The 25,255-nt window shown below is 37.9% G+C and carries 30 protein-coding genes, 2 pseudogenes and 1 riboswitch; of the genes and pseudogenes, 5 read left to right on the top strand and 27 right to left on the bottom strand.

Going from position 1 to position 25,255, the window contains the following annotated elements:
* Nucleotides 1-78: 78 nt before the first annotated feature.
* The 3 genes from LZD48_RS12350 to LZD48_RS12340 all read right to left on the bottom strand — a co-directional run bounded on the left by LZD48_RS12350 (nucleotide 79) and on the right by LZD48_RS12340 (nucleotide 3,946).
* Nucleotides 79-1,119: a ribonucleotide-diphosphate reductase subunit beta gene (locus tag LZD48_RS12350; RefSeq protein ID WP_235763037.1), complete on the bottom strand. Its 1,041-nt coding sequence runs from the start codon at nucleotides 1,117-1,119 to the stop codon at nucleotides 79-81.
* A 43-nt stretch (nucleotides 1,120-1,162) separates the two neighbouring features.
* On the bottom strand, nucleotides 1,163-1,630 hold the full coding sequence (locus tag LZD48_RS12345) for a flavodoxin (protein WP_235763036.1): 468 nt from the start codon (nucleotides 1,628-1,630) through the stop codon (nucleotides 1,163-1,165).
* A 90-nt stretch (nucleotides 1,631-1,720) separates the two neighbouring features.
* Nucleotides 1,721-3,946 carry a ribonucleoside-diphosphate reductase subunit alpha gene (locus LZD48_RS12340; protein ID WP_235763086.1) on the bottom strand — a complete coding sequence of 742 codons (2,226 nt, stop codon included), beginning with the start codon at nucleotides 3,944-3,946 and terminating at the stop codon, nucleotides 1,721-1,723.
* Nucleotides 3,947-4,096: 150 nt separating this feature from the next.
* Nucleotides 4,097-4,289, bottom strand: a riboswitch (cobalamin riboswitch).
* A gap of 470 nt (nucleotides 4,290-4,759) precedes the next feature.
* Between LZD48_RS12340 and LZD48_RS12335 the strand changes: the two genes are divergently transcribed.
* Complete coding sequence (locus LZD48_RS12335; RefSeq protein WP_235763035.1) at nucleotides 4,760-5,779, top strand: AI-2E family transporter; 1,020 nt, start codon at nucleotides 4,760-4,762, stop codon at nucleotides 5,777-5,779.
* 217 nt (nucleotides 5,780-5,996) lie between these two features.
* On the opposite strand, the gene LZD48_RS12330 is transcribed toward LZD48_RS12335, so the two are convergent.
* The 10 genes and pseudogenes from LZD48_RS12330 to LZD48_RS12285 all read right to left on the bottom strand — a co-directional run bounded on the left by LZD48_RS12330 (nucleotide 5,997) and on the right by LZD48_RS12285 (nucleotide 11,860).
* Entirely contained in the window at nucleotides 5,997-6,458 is a 462-nt protein-coding gene (locus LZD48_RS12330) for an RDD family protein (protein ID WP_235763034.1), read from the bottom strand.
* A gap of 15 nt (nucleotides 6,459-6,473) precedes the next feature.
* A complete protein-coding gene (gene sppA / locus LZD48_RS12325; RefSeq protein WP_235763033.1) occupies nucleotides 6,474-7,469 on the bottom strand; it encodes a signal peptide peptidase SppA in 996 nt (331 codons plus the stop codon).
* Nucleotides 7,470-7,532: 63 nt separating this feature from the next.
* Nucleotides 7,533-7,910 carry an RDD family protein gene (locus LZD48_RS12320; RefSeq protein ID WP_310739830.1) on the bottom strand — a complete coding sequence of 126 codons (378 nt, stop codon included), beginning with the start codon at nucleotides 7,908-7,910 and terminating at the stop codon, nucleotides 7,533-7,535.
* A 475-nt stretch (nucleotides 7,911-8,385) separates the two neighbouring features.
* A complete protein-coding gene (locus LZD48_RS12315) occupies nucleotides 8,386-8,673 on the bottom strand; it encodes a hypothetical protein (protein ID WP_235763032.1) in 288 nt (95 codons plus the stop codon).
* A gap of 124 nt (nucleotides 8,674-8,797) precedes the next feature.
* Nucleotides 8,798-9,093, bottom strand: a pseudogene (locus tag LZD48_RS12310) (DUF4176 domain-containing protein).
* A complete protein-coding gene (locus tag LZD48_RS12305) occupies nucleotides 9,093-9,818 on the bottom strand; it encodes a hypothetical protein (protein WP_235763031.1) in 726 nt (241 codons plus the stop codon). The pseudogene LZD48_RS12310 and the gene LZD48_RS12305 overlap by 1 nt, the downstream one beginning before the upstream one ends.
* Before the next feature lie 175 nt (nucleotides 9,819-9,993).
* A complete protein-coding gene (locus tag LZD48_RS12300; RefSeq protein WP_235763030.1) occupies nucleotides 9,994-10,518 on the bottom strand; it encodes a hypothetical protein in 525 nt (174 codons plus the stop codon).
* Nucleotides 10,519-10,530: 12 nt separating this feature from the next.
* Nucleotides 10,531-11,334: a phage replisome organizer N-terminal domain-containing protein gene (locus tag LZD48_RS12295; RefSeq protein ID WP_235763029.1), complete on the bottom strand. Its 804-nt coding sequence runs from the start codon at nucleotides 11,332-11,334 to the stop codon at nucleotides 10,531-10,533.
* A gap of 44 nt (nucleotides 11,335-11,378) precedes the next feature.
* The gene (locus tag LZD48_RS12290; protein ID WP_200411717.1) at nucleotides 11,379-11,588 is read right to left on the bottom strand and encodes a hypothetical protein; all 210 of its coding nucleotides are present in this window, start codon (nucleotides 11,586-11,588) and stop codon (nucleotides 11,379-11,381) included.
* A gap of 35 nt (nucleotides 11,589-11,623) precedes the next feature.
* Nucleotides 11,624-11,860, bottom strand: a complete 237-nt coding sequence (locus tag LZD48_RS12285; RefSeq protein ID WP_077356198.1) for a helix-turn-helix transcriptional regulator — start codon at nucleotides 11,858-11,860, stop codon at nucleotides 11,624-11,626.
* Nucleotides 11,861-12,026: 166 nt separating this feature from the next.
* On the opposite strand from LZD48_RS12285, the gene LZD48_RS12280 reads away from it, so the two are divergent.
* The 4 genes and pseudogenes from LZD48_RS12280 (at nucleotide 12,027) to LZD48_RS12265 (ending at nucleotide 15,349) form a co-directional block, all read left to right on the top strand.
* Complete coding sequence (locus LZD48_RS12280; protein WP_235763028.1) at nucleotides 12,027-12,494, top strand: helix-turn-helix domain-containing protein; 468 nt, start codon at nucleotides 12,027-12,029, stop codon at nucleotides 12,492-12,494.
* Between the two features lie 8 nt (nucleotides 12,495-12,502).
* Nucleotides 12,503-12,951, top strand: a pseudogene (locus LZD48_RS12275) (ImmA/IrrE family metallo-endopeptidase).
* 91 nt (nucleotides 12,952-13,042) lie between these two features.
* Nucleotides 13,043-14,065 (top strand): tyrosine-type recombinase/integrase, encoded by a 1,023-nt coding sequence (locus LZD48_RS12270; RefSeq protein ID WP_235763027.1) that lies wholly within the window; start codon nucleotides 13,043-13,045, stop codon nucleotides 14,063-14,065.
* Between the two features lie 366 nt (nucleotides 14,066-14,431).
* The gene (locus tag LZD48_RS12265; RefSeq protein WP_077706763.1) at nucleotides 14,432-15,349 is read left to right on the top strand and encodes a class I SAM-dependent methyltransferase; all 918 of its coding nucleotides are present in this window, start codon (nucleotides 14,432-14,434) and stop codon (nucleotides 15,347-15,349) included.
* A gap of 134 nt (nucleotides 15,350-15,483) precedes the next feature.
* Here the strand turns inward: LZD48_RS12265 and LZD48_RS12260 are convergent, their stop codons facing one another.
* The 14 genes from LZD48_RS12260 to LZD48_RS12195 all read right to left on the bottom strand — a co-directional run bounded on the left by LZD48_RS12260 (nucleotide 15,484) and on the right by LZD48_RS12195 (nucleotide 25,222).
* Nucleotides 15,484-15,909 (bottom strand): YhfM domain-containing protein, encoded by a 426-nt coding sequence (locus LZD48_RS12260; protein WP_235763026.1) that lies wholly within the window; start codon nucleotides 15,907-15,909, stop codon nucleotides 15,484-15,486.
* Nucleotides 15,910-16,170: 261 nt separating this feature from the next.
* Entirely contained in the window at nucleotides 16,171-16,563 is a 393-nt protein-coding gene (rpsI, locus tag LZD48_RS12255) for a 30S ribosomal protein S9 (protein ID WP_235763025.1), read from the bottom strand.
* 18 nt (nucleotides 16,564-16,581) lie between these two features.
* On the bottom strand, nucleotides 16,582-17,019 hold the full coding sequence (rplM, locus tag LZD48_RS12250; RefSeq protein WP_235763024.1) for a 50S ribosomal protein L13: 438 nt from the start codon (nucleotides 17,017-17,019) through the stop codon (nucleotides 16,582-16,584).
* Between the two features lie 192 nt (nucleotides 17,020-17,211).
* Complete coding sequence (gene truA, locus LZD48_RS12245; RefSeq protein ID WP_235763023.1) at nucleotides 17,212-17,955, bottom strand: tRNA pseudouridine(38-40) synthase TruA; 744 nt, start codon at nucleotides 17,953-17,955, stop codon at nucleotides 17,212-17,214.
* A 10-nt stretch (nucleotides 17,956-17,965) separates the two neighbouring features.
* Complete coding sequence (locus LZD48_RS12240; RefSeq protein WP_235763022.1) at nucleotides 17,966-18,769, bottom strand: energy-coupling factor transporter transmembrane component T family protein; 804 nt, start codon at nucleotides 18,767-18,769, stop codon at nucleotides 17,966-17,968.
* On the bottom strand, nucleotides 18,762-19,634 hold the full coding sequence (locus LZD48_RS12235; protein WP_235763021.1) for an energy-coupling factor ABC transporter ATP-binding protein: 873 nt from the start codon (nucleotides 19,632-19,634) through the stop codon (nucleotides 18,762-18,764). The genes LZD48_RS12240 and LZD48_RS12235 overlap by 8 nt, the downstream gene beginning before the upstream one ends.
* Nucleotides 19,610-20,449, bottom strand: coding sequence for an energy-coupling factor ABC transporter ATP-binding protein (locus LZD48_RS12230; protein WP_235763020.1), 840 nt, complete (start codon nucleotides 20,447-20,449; stop codon nucleotides 19,610-19,612). The genes LZD48_RS12235 and LZD48_RS12230 overlap by 25 nt, the downstream gene beginning before the upstream one ends.
* A gap of 1,041 nt (nucleotides 20,450-21,490) precedes the next feature.
* Entirely contained in the window at nucleotides 21,491-21,844 is a 354-nt protein-coding gene (gene rplQ, locus LZD48_RS12225; protein WP_235763019.1) for a 50S ribosomal protein L17, read from the bottom strand.
* Between the two features lie 40 nt (nucleotides 21,845-21,884).
* A complete protein-coding gene (locus tag LZD48_RS12220; protein ID WP_235763018.1) occupies nucleotides 21,885-22,829 on the bottom strand; it encodes a DNA-directed RNA polymerase subunit alpha in 945 nt (314 codons plus the stop codon).
* 248 nt (nucleotides 22,830-23,077) lie between these two features.
* Nucleotides 23,078-23,467, bottom strand: a complete 390-nt coding sequence (rpsK, locus tag LZD48_RS12215) for a 30S ribosomal protein S11 (protein WP_235763017.1) — start codon at nucleotides 23,465-23,467, stop codon at nucleotides 23,078-23,080.
* A gap of 24 nt (nucleotides 23,468-23,491) precedes the next feature.
* Nucleotides 23,492-23,857 (bottom strand): 30S ribosomal protein S13, encoded by a 366-nt coding sequence (rpsM, locus tag LZD48_RS12210; protein WP_235763016.1) that lies wholly within the window; start codon nucleotides 23,855-23,857, stop codon nucleotides 23,492-23,494.
* Between the two features lie 18 nt (nucleotides 23,858-23,875).
* A complete protein-coding gene (rpmJ, locus tag LZD48_RS12205; RefSeq protein WP_010095733.1) occupies nucleotides 23,876-23,989 on the bottom strand; it encodes a 50S ribosomal protein L36 in 114 nt (37 codons plus the stop codon).
* Nucleotides 23,990-24,017: 28 nt separating this feature from the next.
* Entirely contained in the window at nucleotides 24,018-24,236 is a 219-nt protein-coding gene (infA, locus tag LZD48_RS12200) for a translation initiation factor IF-1 (protein ID WP_156857249.1), read from the bottom strand.
* Between the two features lie 335 nt (nucleotides 24,237-24,571).
* On the bottom strand, nucleotides 24,572-25,222 hold the full coding sequence (locus LZD48_RS12195) for an adenylate kinase (RefSeq protein WP_235763015.1): 651 nt from the start codon (nucleotides 25,220-25,222) through the stop codon (nucleotides 24,572-24,574).
* Between the last annotated feature and the right edge of the window lie 33 nt (nucleotides 25,223-25,255).

Here is a 25,255-nt window from a genome sequence, read left to right as displayed (position 1 = left end):
AACATAAAAAAATCCGAACAATCTAAGGAAAATTTGGCCTTAGGTTGTTCGGTTTTTTTCTATCGATAAAACACCTTTTTATAAATCATCAAACCCGTTCAAATCACTTACTTTTGTATAGGCACGAGATTTTTGCTCGAAGAAATCTGTCTTTGTTCCATCAAAGTTATCTACATATGCCCGAATCCACTTCATCGGGTTATCGAAGTAGCCATCATAAATTTCACTTAAGCCGAGCATTCTTAGCATCTTGTTCGCCCGGTATTTAATATAGCCTTCCATTTCGTCCAAATCAATTCCCTCGACATTTGCTAATACATATCTGGACCAATTGATCTCCTGTTCCACGGAGTGACGGAACGCCTCATATACCCACTCATTGAATGCTTCCGTATTATATTCAGGATTCTCAGCTAGCGTCGCGCGGAATAATTCGCCAATATATCTCCCGTGCTCAAGCTCGTCCCGGTTAATATAGCTGATCATCGTACTTGTTCCTACCATCTTATTATTTCGTGCTAAGTTATAAAAGAAGGCGAATCCGGAATAGAAAAACATTCCTTCCAGTAGGGAGGTATAGACCATGACTTTTAATATGTTTTCGATTGTCGGATTTTCTGCAAACTCATTATAAACTTCGATAATCCGTTCATTCCGCTGTAGGAGAACGGGATCTGTCCGACCTAACTCAAATGATTTATTCTGTTCATCCAGCGATACGACAGATGATAAAACATACGAGTAGCTTTCATTATGCACGGCCTCTTGTTGAGCAATTACAGCCATAATGGACTGTACAGAGGCGTCTGTCGCATATAAAGATAATAATAAAGCCGTCCGTGTCTGTGGTGCATCTAACGTAGACAGTAATCCAATAATCTTTAAATAGGCATCCTGTTCATCTGCAGTTAACTCCGGAAACTGCCTGATATCAGAAGACATATTGATTTCATCTGCTTGCCAGTAGTTTCCTAGTAACTTTTTGTAAATCTGATACCAGTGGGGATACGCAATATCATTCCAATTTAAAATACCGCTGGATTTCCCCCCAAAGATTCCCGTTGATTTATTAGGATTTTTTGGCTCTAACGTTCTTGCTTTTTTTAAAACTACAGTCATATTTATATTCCCTGCCTCTTTTTATTTTCTATTATCGCTTATCCTATACGCCTGCCGTCATCCAGCTCTTTTGCTCTTTTTCTTTTCTTACACCTTCTATAATTCCGTCTACCCAATTGGTAACTTTCAGCTCTTGGCTTCCCCTTGGAGACTGCTCTACCTTCAAACCTTCCCACGGGCTATTATAAAATTTAGCTAGTTTCGTGACCGCAAGACAAAACATCTCTTCCCCACCAAACTGGGTTTCTCCTGAACCAAATACTGCAATATTATTCGGCTTATACCCGACATCTGCTACAAAGTCTTTTACATCAGCCGGTGTGCTTCCAAGATCCCAAGTAAACGTCCCTAACATAACGACATCATAGTCACTTAACTCGGGAAAATACGCACCTATACCGATTTCATATAACTCCGGTTGATAACCGAAAGATTCAATCCTAGCCTGAATCATTTCTGCCATTTCTTCGGTATTGCCGCTAAAACTATGGTAAGCGATAAGAATTTTCATTTATTTCACCCCTAATTAAAACGTGCGAATCCCTTATCATCGATTTTCGATTGGTTCGGAACAGGGGAGAGCATAACGCTCCCCTATTCATTATTGACACCACTCACACTCTTCAATATCTGTAGAAGATGAACGTACATAGTAAGTTGTTTTCAGTCCGCTCTTCCAAGCTTGTAGATGCAAGTCTAGTAAGACGGAAGCCCGGATGGTGTTCGGCACATAAATATTAAAGGAAACACCTTGGTCCACATGTTTCTGACGCATGGCATTCTGTTTGACCGACCAGCGCTGATCAACAATATAAGCGGAACGTCTGTAGATATGGTAATTATGGTGGTCCATATCTGGTGCGGTTACAGGCATCTTAAAGTCTTTCTTCTCTTCATGATAAAAAGGTTTGAACACTGGGTCGATTCCTGCAGTAGAGCCGGCAATAATCGAAGTAGACGCATTTGGTGCGACAGCCATTAAATAACCATTGCGGATCCCCGTGTTCTTAACCCGCTCCTTCAATGCCATCCACTCTTTGGAATCATCGTATCCTCTGTTATCAAAGTACGCTCCTGTACTCCATTTACTTCCTTCAAATACCTGATAGCTGCCTTTTTCTTCTGCTAAATCTGCTGATGCGGAAATCGCTAAGTAGGCTATTTTTTCATAAATAGCATCGGTATATTCGACAGCTCGCTCTGATTCCCACTCGATTCCTTCTTTTGCAAGCAGGTGGTGGAATCCGAATGTTCCTAGTCCAATCGCTCTGTACTTTTGGTTCGTGAGCGTTGCTTGTAATAATGGTAACGTATTGATATCAATGACATTATCAAGCATGCGCACTTGAATTTTGATAAGGCGTTCCAATACATTATCTGGTACAGCCTTCCCTAAGTTAACGGAACTTAAGTTACAAACAACAAAGTCACCAGGCGTGTATTTTTTCACAACGGTATTTTCTTCCGTGAGATATTGCTCAACAAATTCTGTCGGGGATTGGTTTTGCGTAATTTCCGTACATAAATTGGAGCAATAAATCATTCCAGTATGCGTATTCGCATTCCGGCGGTTCACTTCATCACGGTAAAACATGAATGGTGCTCCTGTTTCCAACTGGGAACGCATAATTCTTTTCATAATTTCAATTGCTGGCACTTTCTTTGCCGAATCTAAATTAGCGTTGATACATGCTTCATACTTCTTGCGCCATTCTCCTTCGCCTTTCTCTTCATCATAGGATTCCTCCAGGGAGAAGCCCATTACCTCACGCACTTCATGAGGGTCAAATAAATACCAGTCGCCCCTTTTTTCTACTTGTTCCATAAACAAATCTGGAATATTAACCCCTGTATAAATATCATGGGCACGCAGGCGGTCATCCCCGTTATTTAGTTTCAAGTCAAGGAATTCTTCAATATCTCTGTGCCATATGTCCAAATAAACTGCTATCGCACCTTTTCTCGTACCGAGTTGATCGACACTTACCGCTGTGTTATTTAACTGTTTAATCCATGGTACAACTCCGCTGGACATCCCTTTAAATCCTTTAATCGAACTGCCTCTAGCACGGATTTTACCCATATAGACACCAATTCCGCCGCCATTTTTCGACAATTGGGCAATATCACTATTACTATCATAAATTCCTTCCAAACTATCGTTTACCGTATCAATAAAACAACTCGACAATTGGCCATGGCTCTTCCCCGCATTAGCTAATGTTGGTGTCGCGACCGTCATATATAAATTACTTAGCGCCCAATAGGCTTCGAGAACATGTTCTTTCCGATTCGCGACCGGTTCTTCTTGCATAAGATGCATGGCAATAACCATCCAGCGTTCCTGCGGCAATTCATAAACATTCTTTTCATGGTCCATTGCGAGATAACGAGTTGCCAATGTATAAATTCCCGGATACGTAAATAATAAATCCCTTTCCTGTTCAAGCGACGAACCGAAATAATCGATTTCCTCTTTCGTGTAGCTTGAAAGAAGATGAGGAGAATAAATTCCTTTATCGGTCAATTGCTTTAATAAATCGTAGAAAGGACCATACGAAAGAGCAGTGTCATAGCCCCTATTTTCTGCAGCCTTTTGATAGAGTTCATGCAAATAAATCCGTGTTGCAAAATAAGTCCAGTCTGGTGTTACTTCGTCTATATTTTCAAGTGCATGGTTAATTAAAGCATTATATAAGTCGTCTTTTGCTTCTTGTGTTACCAAAAGCGGCTCAACTTTTTCTTTATATTTATCTGTTTGAATATTTAATCCATCGGCCCACTCATTGATTAATTCCATCCCTTTAGGGCTTTTTGTTTGATTCATTATTTGCATTTTATTTCCTCCCTTTATGTATAAGCATTAAAAAAACCGTTCACTTTCGGGATGAACGGCAAGAAAAAACGACAAAAAAGCATAATAATATTACATACTACAACTTCTTATCATTTTTCCTTTCTCACACCCCGAAGAAACAAAAAACTACAAGTTATGGCAGGTCTCCTGGCTCGTGCTCTTCCTTCTATAGCCCTTCCCATATCGACACCTTACAGCAAGCGATACGGTGGTTTGCTAAGTCGTACACACGTACAGTTGCGGGGGCAGCTCCAGTTTTTAACTGGATTCCCTTTTAAACAGATAAACTGTCACCATTACTCATATACTACATTTAGTATTAAATTGTATTGTCAATCACTATATATTGAATTCTATCATAGAGTATACCCGTTTTCAACAATTAATAACGAACGAAAAATGATTCATTATCTGGAAGGAAATTTACTCAAATATTCATCCTAAACTATAACCTCAGGTATTGCAATATATAGGACTTGTCTCTATCTAGTAGTAGCTTACATCTACGAACATACAAAAACTGCATGGAACAAGGATTTGTTAAAACCCTAGATTCCATGCAGTTCATCCTACATATCGCTTTTTATCCTCCCGCTTGATTCAATCACTTATTTTCAAATATTGATTAGCGGGACATGGCGGTCAGTGCATTTATCCCAGTTTAATATTATTACTGAATTACTATCGTTTTAATCTTGTGTTTTTCCCATTATAAGTAGATACTAAAGAGTATAAACAAAACTGGCTATCCTGCTTCACACAGCATAAGAGAGGAAATATGATATGGAATCAATCGTCGACTTTTTCCGAAAAACAGGAGTAAAACGCATTATTATTTTTAGTTTAATCATTCTAATTCTTTACAGTGTAAGAAGTTTAATAAATATTATCCTCCTTACTTTTATTTTTTCATTCTTAATGAATGGGCTAGTTGAATTCACGGTGAAACGGATCAAATTCAATCGAACGATTCTCGTATTACTGTTATATTCGGTAATCGTCAGCTTATTAACGGTAGGTGCTGTGAGGTACTTGCCAATTATTACGATGGAAATCAGTCAAGTCATTAAGCAGATTTCAACTTTCTCTTTCGAATCGTATGATAACCCATTTTTTAGTTTTATTGAGCCGATCATTTCAAGCGAGCAAATCACGGGCTACATAGAAAACGGCTTTTCATTTCTCTTAAAATCGATTACAGATATTAGTACGGTGAGTGTACAGGTATTAATTTCGTTAGTACTCAGTTTATTCTTCCTGCTCGAAAAACCTCGCCTGCTCGCATTTACGAGTAAGTTCAAAAAAAGTAAAGTTGCACCGTTCTACCGGGAGATCGAGTACTTCGGCAGAAAATTTTCACGCACTTTTGGTAAAGTAATCGAAGCACAATTCATGATTGCCCTGATTAACACATTTCTTACGATGATTGTATTAATGATCCTTGGATTTCCGCAGATCTTTGGATTATCCATTATGGTCTTTTTCCTAGGACTTATCCCTGTTGCTGGAGTGATTATCTCACTTATCCCGTTATCTCTCATTGCCTATACAATCGGAGGATTTTTAACTGTTCTTTATCTGCTCATCGCAATTATGATTATCCATGCAATCGAAGCGTATATTCTCAATCCAAAATTGATGTCTTCTAAAACAGATTTACCAGTGTTTTATACATTTATTGTCTTGATTTTTTCGCAGCATTTCTTTGGTGTCTGGGGATTGATTATCGGAATTCCAGTGTTTGTATTCCTGCTCGATATCCTGGATGTGACGAATAATGATACACACGAGCAAGTAAAGTAAAGATTAGGCTTTAACTAGTAATAGATTTAGATAATAGAACACAAACAGCCGCTATTAGAATATCTTACACATTCTACTGGCGGCTAAACATTAACCAAAAACCCGTATCGAGATTTTTTTCTCCCCACACTTACTAGCTTGTAAAAAAAGCAGGGACAGTGCTTGATTATTTATTGTGACATATACGGACAATGAATAACTCTCTTCCCGCGATCCTTCATTCATGCACGACCCATGTATCACCAAGCATATCGTGAATCCCTTGTTTTTTGGTATCAAAGGCAACGACAAGATACAGTAATTGTGCAATGAATAAAAAGCGATAGAAGAAGCGTCCGACCAACTCTCTAAAAATAATATCGCTCCATTGCAGAGGCTCGAGGTCTTTGCGAATCACTTTTAATCCAAATATCATTTTTCCGATTGTCTGTCCATAAAACTTTGTCATTAAAATAAAGTATAGATACAATACGAGAAGGCTCAGAATTCCTGCGACCGTCCAATAACCAATCTCGATTGGTTTTCCTTCGTTCATAAATTTTAATGGACTAAGCACAATACCATTTATACTAAACACGATGACTAAGTCGGCTAAATATGCCCAAAATCGCATCCAAAATCCGGCATACCTTCTTGTTTCCGTAGGCGATGCTGTATATGCAACTAAATCTTCACTCATGGCAATCTAGCCTCCTCATCTTGAATATAAATACATGGCTCTAGGAGCATTTGCTTCTCGCAGCATATTATTTACTGCAAGTAACTCTGACCCTTTGCCAAACTTATCCTGCAGCGTCATGCCTAAAAATTTATTGAATTCAAAACCGCTTGTATACTCAATCACGGCAGCATCTTCCAGATTATAATCCTCTTTCATCATCGCAATGGTATCATCCAGCGTTCCAATTTCATCGACTAAGCCATTTTCTTTTGCTTGCGCTCCAGTATAAATGCGACCATCACCCAGTTCTCGAACAGTTTCCTCAGACATGCCACGTCCATCTACAATGACTTGAACAAAGTCACCGTAGAGTTCATCAATCATCGTTTGCAGCATTGCTCTTTCCTCTTCCGTCATCTCACGTGAACCAGACATAATATCTTTGAATTCGCCACTCTTTATCGTGTTAAAATCAATGCCTAGATTATCAGCAAGCTCGGTATAATTCAACGACTCCATAATGACACCAATTGAACCAGTTAATGTGGCGGAATGAGCGACAATTTTATCGGCTGGAGCAGAGATGTAGTAACCGCCAGATGCTGCTGTATTCCCCATCGAAATATAAACAGGTTTTTCATAGTTTTGCTGAATGTTTAGTATCTTTTCATGAATCTCTGCACTTTCTACAACACCACCACCCGGTGTATTTACGTCTAAAATAATAGCCTCTACATTTCCATCCTCAGCAGCGTGATCAAGTAAATCCAAAAACCTTTGATGCCTATATGTAACACCGCTTAATAAACTTCCTGCACTATCTTCCATAATAATTCCATTTAGCTCGAGCACAGCAATTTTCTCGAAGCTAGTTCCTTGTTCGATTACTTCTTCACTAAACTCATCATTAAAGCTTTCAAAAAGTGTAGCGGAATCCGTCGAAGCAATGCTTGTGCTAATTTGTGATACAATCGAGACAACGAATAAACCAATTGCGATTATTAATGCGATCCAACGCTTTTTATCCAATATGTATACACCCCAAGTCCATAGTTTTTAATGGAAAATATCAATTCTCATTTTGATTTAACTTTACTCTAACTTATTTCGATACACAACTCTAGTGCTACAAATGATATCATGTAATGCTCTCTTCTCCTTATTCCAGCCGGCCATCATGTAACCAATCATAATTGGAATAGCTGAAACGATATAAGCAAACACTCTACCAAGTGATTTCCAAAAACTGATCTGTGTCATGTCTGGATTTACAACCTCAATGCGACAAATCATTTTCCCCGGACTACCTTTAAACTTGCTCGCTGTAAATATAATTACGAAAATGACCGTATAAATCAAATTCGAAATGGTTTCCGATGTACTTAGTCCATACAATTCATCCGAAAAAATATCAAACGTATTAAAATACCTCTCGTCATTAATTAGCGTAGCGATAATCCAAGTTAAAATTCCAGTTAAAACACCATCGATTAGACTTGCTAGAAATCTTATCCAAATCCTGCTGGTTTATGACTTCCCATTTTAAACAACCTCCTATTTTTAACTAGGATACCAGAATTCATTACATTATATCATTGATTATAAAGTTTTCTATACTTATTTTTAGGCTTGTACAATTTGATAGATTATAAAAAAACGCCCGTTTGGAAAAGTCCAAACAGGCGTGTTTTTGATATAATAAACGCTTAACGTTTTGAGTTTTATCGGCTATCAATTTATGTATAGTCTATCCGTCTGAATCCCGTTGTATCAATATCTTCATTTGGATAAATTGGATTGATAGGGATGTAAATGGATTCGTATGGATTTGGTTTCCATCTTTTTGCATCATTATAAAGATGATTATTAGTATGACACTTAACTTTTATCATTTCTCACACAAAACAAAAATCCTAATTTTGTTCCTTCTCTTTAAATGATTTTATTAACCTTTTCTAAATCCTTTCAAGAACTTCATGTTTAAATCACTAATTTCTGAAAAATGCCATTCAAACGTTGTAAGTATTCGATGAAATTCAAACAGCATTACTTCAATTTTATCTCCATCATTTTCATCCAAGGAATTAAAATCATTTAATAAATCTTCTAACTCACGTGTTAACAACCTAAATTCATCTATGTTCTTGGTTCCCTGTCTATTATAAAATATGCTACGGAGCATTAAAGCCAGATAATATGAATAATCCGCAATGAAAGAAGCAATTTTTGCCAAGGAAACACTCGTACTAAAGATTATCAAAAAGGACAAACTTTAAAATATAAATTTGTCCTTTCTGATTTTAATTTAGTTATTCTACTTCTAGGAATATCGCATTATTTTTAATACGACCTATTATTTAAACTTGCCTTAAAATCTTTTGAAACTCTGCTTCCTCCTCATCTTCATAGCCTCGGAATATAATATCGATAATATCTGAATGATTGAACACTAAGTGTGTTCCTCGTCCATGTAGCCTTCGGGATAAAAGACTCCTAAATAATCATACATAGATTGTTCTGGTATCTTTTCGCCTCTAGCTTGAATCTCTTCCATTCCCTCTTCTGTAATGATTTGTTTTCTTCCATAAATCATTAAACGTTTATTTCCACCTCTCAATAAAACAATTGATCCGTTCGGTAATAGTTTTTCCATTATTTTATTTCCACTCCTTGTTTGATAAGTTTTTCCTTTTTCTTATTTCCATGTGGTTGATAGATGACATATTTCATATTGGCTTTCATGAAAAAATAACGATGCAAAAATTTTGCTGCAGTGTAGCTACAAATAATAGCAAAGAAATATATACTAACCATTGAAATAATATCTTCTAACATCGTATTTTTTTCTATTAATACATAAAATAAGTATCCTATCCCCGGAGAGGCGGTTACCAATCCCATATACTTATACTGATTACTTTCTTTTCTTTCTTTTATCGGATCACCGGAATATTTATGTAATTGATATTTCACTAAAATATAGACCAATACAATTGTCACTATAGCTATAATAATATAAAATACCGTGGAGGTAATTTGAAGCACATGAAATATCACCCACACAAAGGTTATGAATAAAGATATTCCTCCAAGCGCTCCCCAAACACCCATAAATAATATCACCTCTAATTGAGTAGAATATGGATTTTTTATCATCAGTCTTATCCACCACAAATGAATAATAAGGACAAATGGTAAAACGATCCATAAAAGTTCTATCTTTAACAACATTGAAAATCCTAAAAGTAAAGGGGCATCATATATTATCAAAACTAGTACAGCCACACTCCATTTAACATCACCAACATAAATAAATTCCAAATGATCTTTAACATATAAAGCCAAATCCTCATATCTCGTTTCGGGATCTATTTTCACTATTTTCCATCCCCCTGTACTATTAAAATATTACGAATATAGATTTTTTAAACCAACCGGCTACTGTTTTTCCGAAACCTTTCACAGCATTAGTACCAGCTTGTACTAAGTCTTTTCCATGATCCCTTAGACTTTGGCTAGTCCCCCAGTTAGAATCAATAATTTTTCCTACTGTCTAAGATGCCACTAACCCTACTCCAGCACCTGCTAATAATGGTAAACCTACTGTTCCAACTACCGCTGCAGTAGCTGCCCCGGCTACTGCCATTGTCCCAATACCAGCCACCACATCAACCGTTGCATCTCCAACTATCCTTTGAGTAGATTCTCCTTCTTGGATATTGTCTTTTATATTAAATCCAGCATCAATCACTATACCTGCCCACCCTAGGACTGCTTTTTTTGCTTCGAATTGCGATGTTTCTTTAGGTATATAGGAATCAACCGTTGCTTGCTTCAAATCATGTGTAACTCGTTCAAATGTGGCAATAAATCGCTTTTCTTTTAGTCTTTCTCTTTCTTCTTTTGTTGGTACGCTTAGTTCTTCTAATAACTGTTGATCCATACAATGTTTACATGCTCCCGCTATGCCTTTAGGAGTTTCATATAATTTATATAGACTTCCACATTGCTCACATTCTTTTTCATGATGTTCTTTGAAAGGAATTGATTTTTTAAGAACTGATCCAATAGCTTCCACTGATAGCACCTCCTAGAATCTATCTCTATTCGGATCGTAATCTATTTGGTTTACAGCTTGCTTATTTCGGTTTTTGTGATTCTTATCGATTTCTTCAACGGTTAGTAAGGATTCGTTTTGCCAGTTTCTTAAGATGCCTTCCGTATATTTAAGTCGTCTAGCATCATTTTCACAAGCAATATTTAATGCCTTTAAAATGACTTCACTGGGATCCTTAAATGATGAATCATCCAACCACAGCAACAACTGTTTTTTTGCATGAATGTTATTCACACCAAATCCGTTTTTATCCCAAAATTTAATAATCTGCGCTACGTCTTTATCTTGTTCTATTTCTATATCTTGTTCTTTATCTCTTTCTAGTTCTTCTTCTGTACCGTCACGTGACGTCACGCTAACGTCATCTGTTTTATCTTCTAGTAATTGCTGTTTCTTTCTTTCGCGATACCTTTTGTTACGCTCTGCATTCAACTTCCTTACACGGTCCATTCCTTCAACATTTTGATGCTTTTCCCAATTTGAAATTCGAATAAAAGAATCGTCATCAATGTGAATCATCCCGAACTCTTTTAGTGTTTTTAAAGCGAGCCTCACTGTATTGAGCGACCTATCGAATATCGTTGCCAGCATCTCTTCTGTATAAGGGACATTTTCGTTCAAATAAATATAACCGTTGGCATTTGTTCTCCCGGCCTGTGAAAGTAGTTTAATCCAAATGATTAGAATGGTATCAGCCTCTGGAAGCTTCTCTATAAGTTTTATTTTTTCATCATCAAACATGGCAGTACTTAACTTAATCCATTTAATGTTGCTCATTTTTTACCTCCAGAATTAAACAGGTTTAAATAATTTCAGGCAATTTAGATGCTTACTTCCCCTCCTACATACTCTTTGAGTAACTTTGGTGAAATATGGTATGTCCATTTACTAGACATTTGAATTGCAATACCAATTGGTAAAATATCCCGTTGTAATCCAATTCGCACAAATTGTTCAGATTTCCCCAAGATCTTTGCTGCCTCAGAAACTTTGATATTCATGCTTTCTTTCTCATCAATACTTGTTTCCAAATCAATCCCTCCAAACGAATTGTTTTATCTTTTATTCAGTTGACAATACTTTTGTCATAGTAAAATACTTCATCGAAACTTAAATCGTTAAAGCTCCGCAGAACACCTGCAATAAACTTACCTCCCGGATTTCTCTTGCCATTCATAATTCGGTTAACAGTAGTTTGCGTAACTCCTACCTTATCCGCAAATTGACTTTGAGAAATATCCTTGTCTTTCAAATACGCCTTCAAAAAGTCTAAATTAATTAAAATGACATTTACATCTTTCAAATGAACCCTCCTTTTACCTTTTGGTAATTACCTTATGGTAATACCTTAACATTAACAATTACCATTTGGCAATACTTTTTTATATTTTCCTTAAATAAATTTCCTTTTGGTAATTATTTTTAGTAATATAAGTGTAGAAGGGTATCAGTGTTTAGGAGAGAAAACTATGACCAATCAATTTGGAGAGTATCTAAAAGCAAAAAGGGATGAAAAAGGTTACACCATCAATCAACTTTCTTTGTATTCAGGTATTAGTGCTGCTCAATTGTCCAGAATCGAAAATGGAAAAAGAGGCATTCCCAAAGCTGAGAATATCCAAAAACTTGCGGAAGCACTATCCATTCCTTATGATGAAATAATGAGGGTGGCTGGTTATTACAAACCAAACAACACCAAGCAAGAGGAAGATCTTCCTGAGCTGTCAGATAAGGAAGAGCGTGATATAGCTAAGGATCTAGAAAAAATGATAAATAACTTATCTAATGATGATGCATACTCACAATTCGATGGAAGGGCGATAGATGAAATGGATAAGGAAGATAGAGAACTACTAATTGCTTCATTGGAAAATTCACTTCGCATGGCTAAACGAATGGCAAAACAAAAGTTTACCCCCAACAAATATAAAAAATAAGGTATTCTATGGCGCATTTAATGCCTAGGAATACAGCAATAAAACTTATTGATAAATATGGAACAAATTGCCCTTTTGAAATAGCAGAGCGTAAAGGCATCATCATTATTTTTGAATCTCTGGGGGATCTTTGGGATACTACACGTGCTACAAAAGGATTCAATCTATCCATATTAATGATAATATAGATGAGACATTGCAAAGGTTTGTCTGCGCTCATGAATTAGGCCATTCGTTATTGCATAAAAGTGAAAATGCACCTTTTTTAAAAAATAACACCTTTTTCTCTACTAATAAAAATGAGGTAGAGGCTAATACATTTGCAGTTGAATTGCTTATTCCAGATAAATGTATTTATGAATTTAAAGATACAAGCGTTACCATAAATGAAGTAGCTCAAACGTATGGCGTTCCAGAAGAAATGTGCAATCTGAAAAAAATTGATCATATAAAGTAGGTATGCAAATATTGCATTCTTTTTTTTAACACATATATAGAACATATATTCTCACATGTCTATCCTGCTGATATGAAAGGTGGTAAGGAAATTGAAAAATCCAAATGGATACGGCTCCGTATGCAAATTATCCGGTAAACGAAGAAAACCATTCGCGGTCATAGTCACTACTGGATGGAATGACGAAGGAAAACAAAGACGGGAGTATCTAGGATATTATAAAAGTAGAAAAGAGGCAATGGTAGCATTAGCTGATTACAATAATAACCCATATGATTTATCAGCTGGCAAGCTCACATTTAAAGAAGTATATGAACGCTTAATAAAAGAACGTTTCCCTAAAATTTCAAAATCAAATCAACTTGGCTATGAAATGGCTTTTAGAAGATCAGAACCTTTACACGATATAAAATTTAATGAAGTCAGGAAAGCTCACCTGCAATCTGTGATTGATAACTGTGATAAATCATGGGGTACAAAGAAAAAAATAAAAGTATTATTTAATCAAATGTATAAACATGCTTTAGAAAACGATTTAACACATAAAGATTATGCTAGATTTGTCGAGCTTCCAAAAAATGATACAAAGAATTCCAGAAAACCATTTACTTTGGATGAGATTAATATTCTTTGGGAAAACATCGACCGCTTCGATGATATAGATTCGATTTTAATTATGATTTACAGTGGATTGCGTCCTGGGGAACTTGTGGAAGTGAAAAATAAAAATATTCAATTGGATGAAAGGTATTTTCGGGGTGGCTTCAAAACGGAAGCTGGGACGAATAGGGTCATACCTATTCATAAAAAAGTCCATAAATTAATTGAAAATCGTATGGATCCCAATAATGAATATCTGATTACAAACTTTGAGGGAAACAAACTGAGTTATTATGTTTATTATCATGAGAAATTCAAGAAGATTATGCAACAACTAGAATTGAATCATAGACCACACGATTGCAGACATACCTTCGCAACCCTTATGGATAATGCTGATGCAAATAAATTATCAATCAAACGGATCATGGGTCACGCAGCTAAAGATATCACTGATAAAGTTTATACGCATAAAGATATCAAGCAGCTTCTTATGGCAATTGACAGGCTATAAGAAAGCTGCTTTTTGTAGCTTTGAAACAAAGTTTGATCAGAAAGACATGACAAGCCTGGATAATACCCTAATCAAGACGAATCCATTTTGAAAAAAGGATTGATCAAAATGGATTCTCTCTTTGTGAAATGATATACATTTTTTAGAAAAAGGTTTGACCATTTTCCTCCTTTTGGTGTTAAACAAACGCGCCCGATTGTTGTATTGTATTTTTTGATTTTTTCATGAGATAACATTTAAATACTAGTCAATATTATTGACAAAATAATTTAATTGTGCTATAATTTACAGTTATTATATTTTCGTATATAATAAGATTCTCCTGGCCAGGGGAATCTTATTTTTATTATATGGGGGAATCAATGTATGGAGAAAAATGAATCCAGTTTAACTTCCTTAATTTCAGCTTTTGGTCGAGCATACCATAGTAAATATGACACACCAAAGATTTTTGATGATTATATTGCAAAAGATTTAATTACCCAAAAGGAATTTGAAGATATTCGTAAAAACATGATTCAAGGAATTCAATTTTTTAATCATGAAATTGCTATAAAATTTCAAGATCAACCCGATGAAATATTAAAATGGATTACACAAGTTCAACTCTCACCAACTCCATTAGCACGTGCTGCCTATTGTGAAAAAGTATTATTCCATGAGATAGTACTAGGAGCTGAACAATATGTCATTCTAGGAGCTGGATTGGATACATTTTGTTTTCGGAACCCAGAATTAGACCCTAAGTTGGAAATATTTGAAGTTGATTATCCGTCTACACAAGATTTTAAAAGGAATAGGCTAGCCAAATCTAATTATCAAATTCCTTATAATTTTCACTTTGTTCCAATGGATTTCACCAAAGATATTATCCTACAAAACCTTATTGATGAGGGTTTTCAACCAAACAAAAAAACCTTTTATAGTCTCTTAGGTGTTTCCTATTACTTAACAAAAGAAGAAATTTCAAATTTAATTAAAGAATTATTTGCAGAGATTCCATTGGGAAGTTCCATCGTTTTTGATTATGCAGATGATAAACTATTTGAAGAAAAAGGATTGTCTAACCGAGTTCAGAATATGGTGCAAATGGCATCCGCTAGTGGCGAACCAATGAAATCATGTTTTACTTATGACGAAATAGAAATATTGTTAGAAGATGCAGGATTACTTATTTACGAACATTTATCACCCGATGTTATAAATAATAAATTCTTTAGCGATCGTTCGGATTATTTAAAAGCCTTTGAAACGATTCATTACATCCATGCTGTAAAAAAATAATTATTTGTTTAATATCAGCTTACCCCTTAATCCTCTATTTGATTGAGGGGTAGGCTTATTATTAATTATTACACAATCTGGCCCTTTAACGGCGCAATGCTTATTCAACAACTGCGCCCGATTGCAGTACACATTTATTGATTATCCAAGACATCTTTTAATACCTCTGTACCTTCAGGTGATATATCAAAACCGTTGTTTTCGTGACCAACATACATTACTCTACTTTTTTCTCCTGCATTACCAAGCACAAGATGTAATCCGTGGGTTTCCCCATTTTCATAGCGAATTAAAATATCATAATCAGGCTTTTCAGTATCGACATTAACCTTCTGTTCCCTAGCTTCTGCATTTTCCAAAGACTCTTCAAACCTTGATATGGTTGAGTCTTTATCAATTGTTGCAATATAATTTTCGTTTATTCCACCATAGCCACTAGATTTGGAAATGGAAATCGATGAAATATCATCTAACATAGTCATTTCCTTTTCTTGAGATTGGCAAGCAAATAAAAGTAAAGCACAAAAAAACAAAGTAAGTGATAAAGTAATTTTCTTCAAAAATATCTCCCCTAATCAAATTTACCAGCTAATTTTATGCTACAAAATGGCCCGTTTGTTGCACTATCCCAATCCATCTTATTAATGTAATTGTATCAAACTTAATTTCAAAATCACAGCTTCTTTTTCTCTAAATTATTTGTCTGCTACTTGTATGTTACGTGTATGCTACGTGTGAATTTTCCCCTGTTTTTCAAGCACCGCATATACAGTAAAATCCCCCAACCACACGTGGTTGAGGGATTTGCAAATGTTGATTTATTAACGTTTTGAGAATTGTGGCGCGCGACGTGCAGATTTAAGACCGTATTTCTTACGTTCTTTCATTCTTGGGTCACGAGTTAAGTAGCCTTCGCGTTTTAATGTAGCACGATATTCTGGATCAGCTTGTAAAAGCGCACGAGCTACTCCATGACGAATTGCACCAGCTTGACCAGTGAATCCACCACCGTGAACATTAACTAAAACGTCATATGTTCCATCAGTTTCTGTCGCAACTAATGGCTGGTTTAGAATAAGAAGTTGTGTTTCATATGGGAAATATTCTCTTGCTTCACGACCATTGATTGTAATGTTACCTGAACCTGGTACTAAACGTACACGTGCAGTTGATTTTTTACGACGTCCTGTGCCGTAGTATTGTACTTGTGCCAATGAATTTACCTCCTTTAATTACCCACGAAGCTCGTATACTTCTGGTTTTTGTGCTTGATATTTATGCTCTGGACCTGCAACAACGTGTAATTTCTTATACATCTTACTGCCTAATGCACCTTTAGGAAGCATGCCTTTTACCGCAAGCTCAATCATGCGTTCAGGATGCTTTGCACGTAAATCTGCTGCATTTCGCTCTTTGAGTCCACCTGGATGGTTGGAGTGACGATAATACATTTTGTCGTTCTCTTTGTTCCCAGTTAATTCGATTTTCTCTGCGTTGATGACGATGACATAGTCTCCTGTGTCTGCATGCGGAGTGTAAGTTGGTTTGTTCTTTCCACGAAGGATTGTAGCAACTTCACTCGCAAGACGACCTAGACGCTGGCCTTCTGCATCAACAACAAGCCATTTGCGTTCAATGTTCGCTTCATTTGCCATGAATGTTGTGCGCATGTTAGATTTCCCTCCATATATATAAAATCCGTTTCATTTTTTGTATTTTAAGTTTCTTAAAACATAATTAGATTCCGGGGCTAATCATGGTTTAGAAATAAAATGCCATAAATCATAATATAACACAATGGGTAGGTTTGTCAAGGTTTCTCTTCATTTTTCTTTTAAATTAATACCTAAATTAATATTATTTCATTCATAGATGACTCGCATTAAATATAAACCTTCCGGGCCGATCGTTTTACCTACTTTACTGCGGTCCTTTGCAGCAAATAAAACAGGGATGTCCTCTGGCTCCCATTTGCCTTGGCCAACATCCAGAAGAAATCCAGCAAGGATGCGGACCATATTATAAAGAAAGCCATCACCATAAAATATGAAGCGAAGACCAGACTCATCTTCTTCACACGTCACCGTATACAATGTCCTCACTTTACTCCCTTTAACGCTTGTTTTCACCGAAGAAAATGTAGTAAAGTCATGTTTTCCCTTGACATAGTCACATGCTTCCTTGATTTTTCCTATGTTGAGTGCATGCGGGAAGTAATAGGCATACTTTCGGCTGAATACATCCCTTTCCGGCGATGTTTCCACGATGTAATGGTATTCCTTAGCTATGGCACTGAAACGCGCATGGAAGGCTTCTGTGACGATTTCCGTATTTGATAGATGGATGTCCCCGGGGAGTAGTGCATTTAAGGCTTTTTTCCAATTTTCTGCTGGAAGATGAAGCGGCGTATCAAAATGGATTACTTGTCCTTTCGCGTGCACCCCTGTATCCGTTCGGCCGGAACCATGCACGCGAACCACTTTGCCCTTATGCATTTTCTGTAAACACTTTTCCAGTTCTCCTGCTACAGTCCGCTTATCCGGCTGGATTTGGAAACCAGAAAATCCAGATCCATCATAAGCTAACGTACATTTTATTCGTGGCATTTTATCACACTCACCCGTAAGTTCTTGTTAAAAATAGAATCGCTACAACAAGGATAAAAATAAGGTAGCCCATGATATCAAGCTTGGTAACCTTCAATTCACGGAGTTTCGTACGATTATCTCCACCTTGATAGCCGCGAGCCTCCATCGCCATTGCCAACTCCTCCGCCCGCTTAAATGCACTGATAAATAAAGGGACTAGGAGCGGAACAACCGCCTTCACACGTTCTTTTAAAGGTCCCGTGCGGAAATCAACTCCACGAGAGGCTTGTGCTTTCGAAATTTTATCCGTTTCCTGCATAAGCGTCGGGATAAAGCGTAAAGAAATCGACATCATCAGTGCAAGTTCGTGTACAGGGAATTTAAATCGCTTCAATGGGTGCAGCATATCCTCAATTCCGTCTGTTATCTCGATCGGCGTCGTCGTTAATGTCAGAAGGGAAGTGACAAGTATTAAAAGGAAGAAACGGATTGAAATAGCAAATCCTTGAATAATTCCTCCAGAATAAAACTTGAAGATCCCTAATTCAAAAACTACTGTCCCCTCTTTTGTAACAAACAAATGAAGAATAAAGGTGAATATAATCAAAAACCAAACAGGTGTCAGACCCTTCATGATAAAACGAACTGGAACCTTACTCGTAAGCATTGCCGTTAATGCAAACGCAACTAAAATCCCGTAGCTTAGTACATTATTTGCGAAAAAAACGATAAAGACAAAGAAAAAGATAATTGTTATTTTTGTCCGAGGATCAAGGCGGTGAATCAGTGAATTACCCGGTACATATTGACCGATGATTAAGGAGTTATTCATGTTCATCCACTCCTTTTACAACTTGCCGAATTTCTTCTGCAAGTTCTTTCATCGATTGATTATGGAATGGAATTTGTTTGCCGATTTTTTTCTCGAACTTAATCAGGAATTCGACGACTTCTGGAACATCGAGCTGCACACTTTGCAATGCCTCTCTTTGACTGAACACGTCAACAGCCGTTCCTTCCATAAACTTCTTCCCTTTATTTAAAATCAGGATATGATCCGCATATTTCAATGCATCTTCCATGCTATGGGTTACAAGAATAGTCGTCAGTCCTTCTTGCTGATGCAATTCATAGAACATATCCATGATTTCCTTCTGTCCACGAGGATCAAGTCCTGCAGTCGGTTCATCGAGTACGAGGACTTCCGGCTGAATCGCCAATACGCCAGCTATTGCAACCCGTCGTTTCTGACCACCACTCAAATCAAATGGGGAGCGGTCTAACAATTCTTCCGGTAAATGCACCTGACGGATAACTTCCTTCGTCCGTCTTTCTATTTCCTTTTGATCGACGCCGAAGTTTTCTGGACCGAAAGCAATATCTTTTGCGATTGTTTCTTCAAACAGCTGGTGCTCCGGGTACTGGAACACCACACCGACACGACTTCTTAGTTCTTTCATATTTTTCGGTTTCTCTTCATTTGTCAGCTTGAAGTCACCGATATGAACTTCGCCTTCACTTGGAGCAGTAAGCCCATTCAAATGTTGGATTAAGGTCGATTTACCCGAACCAGTATGGCCAATAATTGCCACGAATGAACCAGATGGAATATGGAACGATAAGCCATCGACCGCTTTATGCTCAAAGGGTGAATTACGCTGATAAATATACGTTACGTTTTTGAATGTAATATCCATAGTTCCTCCAGTAGTTCTTCTTGATTTAATGGTTCTTTAGTAAGCTTTAGATCGACCTGTTTTAACCCCTCTGCCAAGATCGCGACAAATGGGACGTCCAGACCAATATCTCTCAGTTCATTACGCTTTGAAAAAATCTCTCTTGGAGTAGCTTCCTCCCATATTTCACCCTGATTCATCACGATGACCCGTTCTGCTTGAACGACTTCTGCAAGATCATGGGTAATCGTAATGAGCGATAATCCGCGCTGTTCACTCAGTTCCGAAACAGTCCCCATAATTTCTTTTCTTCCTTTTGGATCGAGCATAGCAGTCGCCTCATCTAGTATGAGTACTTTCGGCGAAATAGCTAATACGCTCGCGATTGCTACCCGCTGCTTCTGGCCACCGGAAAGTCGATGTGGCTCCGTTAGACGATAATCCGACATCTGAACAGCTTGTAGCGTTTCTTCAATTCGTTTAACCATTTCTTCTCGAGGAATACCACGGTTCTCCATTCCGAAGGCCACATCGTCCTGCACGGTTGCACCAACAAATTGGTTATCTGGATTCTGGAATACCATTCCAACTTCCCTGCGGATATCCCAAATTGTCTCTTCATTCACGATAATGCCATTTATTAAAATCTCCCCTTCTTGGGGAAATAATAAGCCATTTACTAGCTTTGCGATGGTTGACTTACCTGAGCCATTATGTCCGATAATCGCAACAAATTCACCTTCATATATGGTAAATGACAAGTCTTTCAGCACCCAGGGTGATTGCTCGTCATAGCGAAACGAAACATTCCGAAACTCAATTAACTCTCTTCTCATCTAATCGCCTCCTCCGCTCCAATTACGGACCTTTCTATATCTATGTAATAGTATATCTCAATCCAGATAGAGAATCAGCATCTAAATCTCCTGTCAAAGATTTGCACGAAGAAAGGTACTCCACTCTTCTCTACTAATTATAATCCTGATTTAACTTAATTTAGTTTTATTTTATGAATAGTCTAGTTCACATAAATCTCAAGCAGTTCTATCAGCTACCCAAACATATGAAACAGAGATAATTCGGGAACTGAAAAAGGTCTATAACGGCCTAAACACATAAAACAACAGCCATTTGGGAGTTGAAATGCCTCTTCAACGACCGATACTACAAAAACAAAATCCAGTCGGTCGTTGAGGAGCCTCCTCAACACCCTAGCAATAAGAAACTAGCTTCATTCGGGCATTGATCACGAACCCTATCTTTAAAAACTTAGCAGCCAGAAACAGCAGCAATAGCTTATAAACAATTAAAAACTATTGAATGCTTTCATTCAACGTAAGTGTGCGTAACTCCGAAACTTTCTACTGGAAGTCCGCAGTCCAGACACCCCTCGCACCTGCTGAGCGGCCGGCAAGCCTCCTCGCGCTAACGCGCTGCGGAATCTCGCCAGGCCTATCCTCCCGCAGGAGTCTCGAGGTGTCTGGACTGCTACCAGGAAAGGCCGAATTTGAATCCTTGTTTAATGTTCTGGAGAAGTATACTACTTATCGTGACAGAGTAATTTCTATTTAAAATAACCATCTTACCAGTTCAGTTGCCCGGTGGACGGTGACTCCTGCGGGAACAGCACGAGCCTGGAGACCCCGCAGGGCGGAAGCCCGAGGAGCTCTAGCAGTGCCCAAGGATGCGCATCCGTCCACCGGGCAACTGAACGGCGATTAGAGAGCGAACCATGAGAACGTGCAAATCACTTACGCTGAATGAAAACGATACATACTTCACTGACTAGAAATTCTTGCTGAGGTTGCATATAAAACAAAAAAGGGCTTGGATTCACCTCTTTGGAGAGATTTCGTCCTGCCCTTGCCGTTTTTTGATTAAACTAATTCAATGATTGCCATGGGCGCTCCATCACCTTGGCGCTCACCTAGTTTAAGTACGCGCGTATAGCCGCCTTGTCTGTCTTCATAGCGTTTTGCGACATCATCGAAAAGCTTTTGAATTACCGAGTTATCATCTTCTGTTTCTTTATTATAAAGAAAAGCTGCTGCTTGGCGACGTGCATGAAGATCGCCACGCTTTCCGAGTGTAATCATTTTATCGACTACAGATCTAAGCTCTTTCGCTTTTGCTTCTGTAACTTCCAGGCGTTCATGAATAATTAAATCAGATGCAAGGTTACGAAGTAGTGCCATACGATGATCTGTGGTACGTCCTAACTTTCTAGTCATGGACTATCCCTCCTTTTCCCAAAATCTAAAGGTGACTGCTTTAATCATCATTTCGTAAACCTAAATCAAGATCAGATAGTTTTTGTTTTACCTCATCTAAAGATTTACGACCTAAGTTACGTACTTTCATCATGTCCTCTTCGGTCTTCGTTGTAAGTTCCTGAACAGTATTGATGCCTGCACGCTTCAAGCAGTTATATGATCTTACAGAAAGATCAAGTTCTTCAATCGTCATTTCCATTACTTTTTCTTTTTGGTCTTCCTCTTTTTCAACCATGATTTCGACGTTTTGAGCTTCGTCTGTCAACCCGATAAAGATGTTCAGATGTTCGGAAATCACCTTTGCACCTAAAGAAATAGCTTCTTCAGGGCGGATGCTTCCGTCTGTTGAAACTTCAAATGTCAACTTATCATAATCAACAACTTGCCCAACACGTGTATTTTCAACTTGGTAAGTTACACGTTCCACTGGTGTGAAAATCGAATCGACTGGAATGACTCCAATTGGTTGTTCTTCATGTTTATTTTCCTCAGCCGGGCGATAGCCGCGACCGCGTTCAGCAGTCATTTTCATGTACAAGCGACCTTTGCCGTTAACCGTTGCAATGTGAAGATCTGGGTTCATTACTTCAACGTCACTGTCATAAGTCAAATCTGCAGCAGTCACAGTAGCTTTACCCTGGATATCTAATTCTAATGTTTTTGGTTCATCAGAGTAGATTTTAAGTGCGAGCTTTTTTAGATTCAAAATGATCGTTGTTACATCCTCAACCACGCCATCAACCGTGGAAAATTCATGCAATGCTCCATCAATCTGAACTGAAGTAATAGCAGCACCCGGAAGTGAGGACAGTAAAATACGACGCAAGGAGTTTCCAAGAGTGGCACCATATCCACGCTCAAGAGGTTCAACTACGAATTTTCCAAATGTAGCATCATCACTAATTTCAACCGTTTCAATCTTTGGTTTCTCAATTTCAATCATTCAATAAAACCCTCCTTAAAAACGTCAAAACCCCGGTTAGACAGGCGAGTCTAACCGAAATTCCTCAAGTAGGCAGCCCGTGCATTCTTGCACTACCTGTCTTTCCTTTGTACAAACTATCTATCGTTAATAAACGTTGCAGAGTATAATTTTACCATTATAACCCAGTATAGACAGGTTGACAAAATCTATACGATGTTATCCAAAAAGCTAACGAATCAGCCCTTAAATAACCGAACTACAGTGAATTATACACGACGACGTTTTGGTGGGCGACAACCATTATGAGGAACCGGTGTTACGTCAACAATTGCCGTTACTTCTAAGCCTGCTGCCTGAAGGGAACGAATTGCTGCTTCACGTCCTGCTCCGGGTCCTTTAACAGTTACTTCAAGACTTTTCATACCATTTTCAACTGCTGTTTTAGCTGCAGTTTCAGCTGCCATTTGAGCTGCAAAAGGAGTGGATTTACGAGATCCTTTGAAACCTAATGCACCTGCTGAGCTCCAAGATACGGCATTACCTTTTTCATCCGTAATCGTTACAATTGTGTTGTTGAATGTAGAACGGATATGTGCAATCCCAACTTCTACTTGCTTTCTGACACGACGTTTGCGTGTGTTTGTATTACGAGCCATCTAAAATGTGCCTCCTTTCAATTATTACTGTTTCTTGTTAGCCATTGTTTTACGTGGGCCTTTACGCGTACGAGAGTTGTTCTTTGTTTTTTGACCACGAACTGGTAAACCGCGACGGTGACGTACACCTCTGTAAGATCCGATTTCGATCAGACGCTTAATGTTGAGGGATACTTCACGACGTAGGTCCCCTTCAATCGTAACAGACTCAACTGCCCGGCGGATACGTCCGAGTTCATCTTCCGTTAGATCGCGTACACGAGTATCTTCAGAAACGTTTGCTTCTTTAAGAATTTGCTTTGCAGTCGTTTTGCCGACTCCGTAGATGTACGTTAATGAGATAACGACTCGTTTATCACGTGGAATATCAATACCTGAAATACGTGCCAAGATCATGCACCTCCTATTTTAGCCTTGTTTTTGTTTATGTTTTGGATTTTCGCAAATCACCATTACTTTACCTTTTCGCTTAATTACTTTACATTTTTCGCAAATCGGTTTTACAGATGCTCTTACTTTCATCCTTATTACCTCCTTTAATATCGGAGCATTATTTATAACGGTACGTAATTCGACCTCTTGTTAAATCATACGGAGAAAGTTCAACTGTAACCTTGTCACCTGGTAAAATTCGGATATAGTGCATACGAATCTTACCGGACACATGCGCTAAAACGGTATGACCGTTCTCGAGTTCGACATGAAACATTGCGTTCGGCAGTGTTTCCGTTACAGTACCTTCTACTTCAATAACATCATCTTTTGCCATTCGTTTGATCTCCTTCCTTTAAATCAGTCACAAGCCCAAGTAATTGTTAGGATGGTAAATCGCAATTTCCCAATTGTGACATGATCAGTTTCTAGAAGGCTATTGGGATATCTGGAGAAAAGCTTTGAGCTCTATGCCATAATAGCCTTGAGCTACATTTGCTTCGATTTACTCCATCCGCTAATAAGATGTACCAATCATCCACAAAAGTGGGATCTGTGTACGTTACGTTTAAGCTTTCAGATGAGCTTTAAAGTTATAGCTATCTGTAAGTTACTACGCCCTTCATTATAACGTCAGAAAGCCAGAATTGCACCTAATCTGGTCATTCCATGTTACGCTTTGTTATCCAGTATTTCCCGAATTCCCTGGAAAACAATCTCAATGTCTTGATCTCCATTTACTCGAGCGAGATATCCTTTATTCTCGTAGAAATCGAGTAATGGTTGCATTTGTTCGAGGTTTACAGCTAAACGATTTTTCACCGTTTCTGGTTTATCATCATCACGCTGGATTAATGCTGAACCATCTTTATCACAAATTCCTTCCTCTTTCGGAGGGTTGAATTTCACGTGATAAGCTGTTCCACAAGTTGGACAAATTCGCCTGCCAGATAAACGCTCCACTAAGTTTTCTGCTGGAACATCTACATGTAATACGAAATCGATCGATTCATTTAATTCGGAGAGTATCTCTTCCAAACTTTCTGCCTGGGCAATCGTTCTTGGAAAGCCGTCTAAAAGAAATCCATCTTTACAGTCGTCTTTCATTAGACGTTCTCTCACAATTCCAGTCGTTACTTCATCTGGAACAAGTGCACCTTGATCCATAAATTCTTTTGCTTTTTTCCCCAGGTCTGTACCTTCTTTAATTGCTGCTCGGAACATATCCCCTGTAGAAATATGAGGGATGTTATATTTTTCATTTATTTTCTCTGCCTGTGTACCTTTACCAGCACCAGGTAGACCCATTAAAATCAAATTCAATTAGTTTCCCCTCGCTTCTTCAATGTCGGCAGG

This window comes from Oceanobacillus alkalisoli, assembly GCF_021556485.1.
Lineage (GTDB): Bacteria > Bacillota > Bacilli > Bacillales > Amphibacillaceae > Oceanobacillus > Oceanobacillus alkalisoli.
This window is presented reverse-complemented; position numbering and strand designations above follow the sequence as displayed.

What these genes read in the sequence shown, in the direction of transcription:
- LZD48_RS12350 (WP_235763037.1), bottom strand. Translation starts at nt 1,119, where the DNA reads ATGACTGTAGTTTTAAAAAAAGCAAGAACGTTAGAGCCAAAAAATCCT.
- LZD48_RS12345 (WP_235763036.1), bottom strand. Translation starts at nt 1,630, where the DNA reads ATGAAAATTCTTATCGCTTACCATAGTTTTAGCGGCAATACCGAAGAA.
- LZD48_RS12340 (WP_235763086.1), bottom strand. Translation starts at nt 3,946, where the DNA reads ATGAATCAAACAAAAAGCCCTAAAGGGATGGAATTAATCAATGAGTGG.
- LZD48_RS12335 (WP_235763035.1), top strand. Translation starts at nt 4,760, where the DNA reads ATGGAATCAATCGTCGACTTTTTCCGAAAAACAGGAGTAAAACGCATT.
- LZD48_RS12330 (WP_235763034.1), bottom strand. Translation starts at nt 6,458, where the DNA reads ATGAGTGAAGATTTAGTTGCATATACAGCATCGCCTACGGAAACAAGA.
- LZD48_RS12295 (WP_235763029.1), bottom strand. Translation starts at nt 11,334, where the DNA reads ATGAGCAACATTAAATGGATTAAGTTAAGTACTGCCATGTTTGATGAT.
- LZD48_RS12280 (WP_235763028.1), top strand. Translation starts at nt 12,027, where the DNA reads ATGACCAATCAATTTGGAGAGTATCTAAAAGCAAAAAGGGATGAAAAA.
- LZD48_RS12265 (WP_077706763.1), top strand. Translation starts at nt 14,432, where the DNA reads ATGGAGAAAAATGAATCCAGTTTAACTTCCTTAATTTCAGCTTTTGGT.
- rplM (WP_235763024.1), bottom strand. Translation starts at nt 17,019, where the DNA reads ATGCGCACAACATTCATGGCAAATGAAGCGAACATTGAACGCAAATGG.
- truA (WP_235763023.1), bottom strand. Translation starts at nt 17,955, where the DNA reads ATGCCACGAATAAAATGTACGTTAGCTTATGATGGATCTGGATTTTCT.
- LZD48_RS12240 (WP_235763022.1), bottom strand. Translation starts at nt 18,769, where the DNA reads ATGAATAACTCCTTAATCATCGGTCAATATGTACCGGGTAATTCACTG.
- LZD48_RS12235 (WP_235763021.1), bottom strand. Translation starts at nt 19,634, where the DNA reads ATGGATATTACATTCAAAAACGTAACGTATATTTATCAGCGTAATTCA.
- LZD48_RS12230 (WP_235763020.1), bottom strand. Translation starts at nt 20,449, where the DNA reads ATGAGAAGAGAGTTAATTGAGTTTCGGAATGTTTCGTTTCGCTATGAC.
- rplQ (WP_235763019.1), bottom strand. Translation starts at nt 21,844, where the DNA reads ATGACTAGAAAGTTAGGACGTACCACAGATCATCGTATGGCACTACTT.
- LZD48_RS12220 (WP_235763018.1), bottom strand. Translation starts at nt 22,829, where the DNA reads ATGATTGAAATTGAGAAACCAAAGATTGAAACGGTTGAAATTAGTGAT.
- rpsK (WP_235763017.1), bottom strand. Translation starts at nt 23,467, where the DNA reads ATGGCTCGTAATACAAACACACGCAAACGTCGTGTCAGAAAGCAAGTA.
- rpmJ (WP_010095733.1), bottom strand. Translation starts at nt 23,989, where the DNA reads ATGAAAGTAAGAGCATCTGTAAAACCGATTTGCGAAAAATGTAAAGTA.
- infA (WP_156857249.1), bottom strand. Translation starts at nt 24,236, where the DNA reads ATGGCAAAAGATGATGTTATTGAAGTAGAAGGTACTGTAACGGAAACA.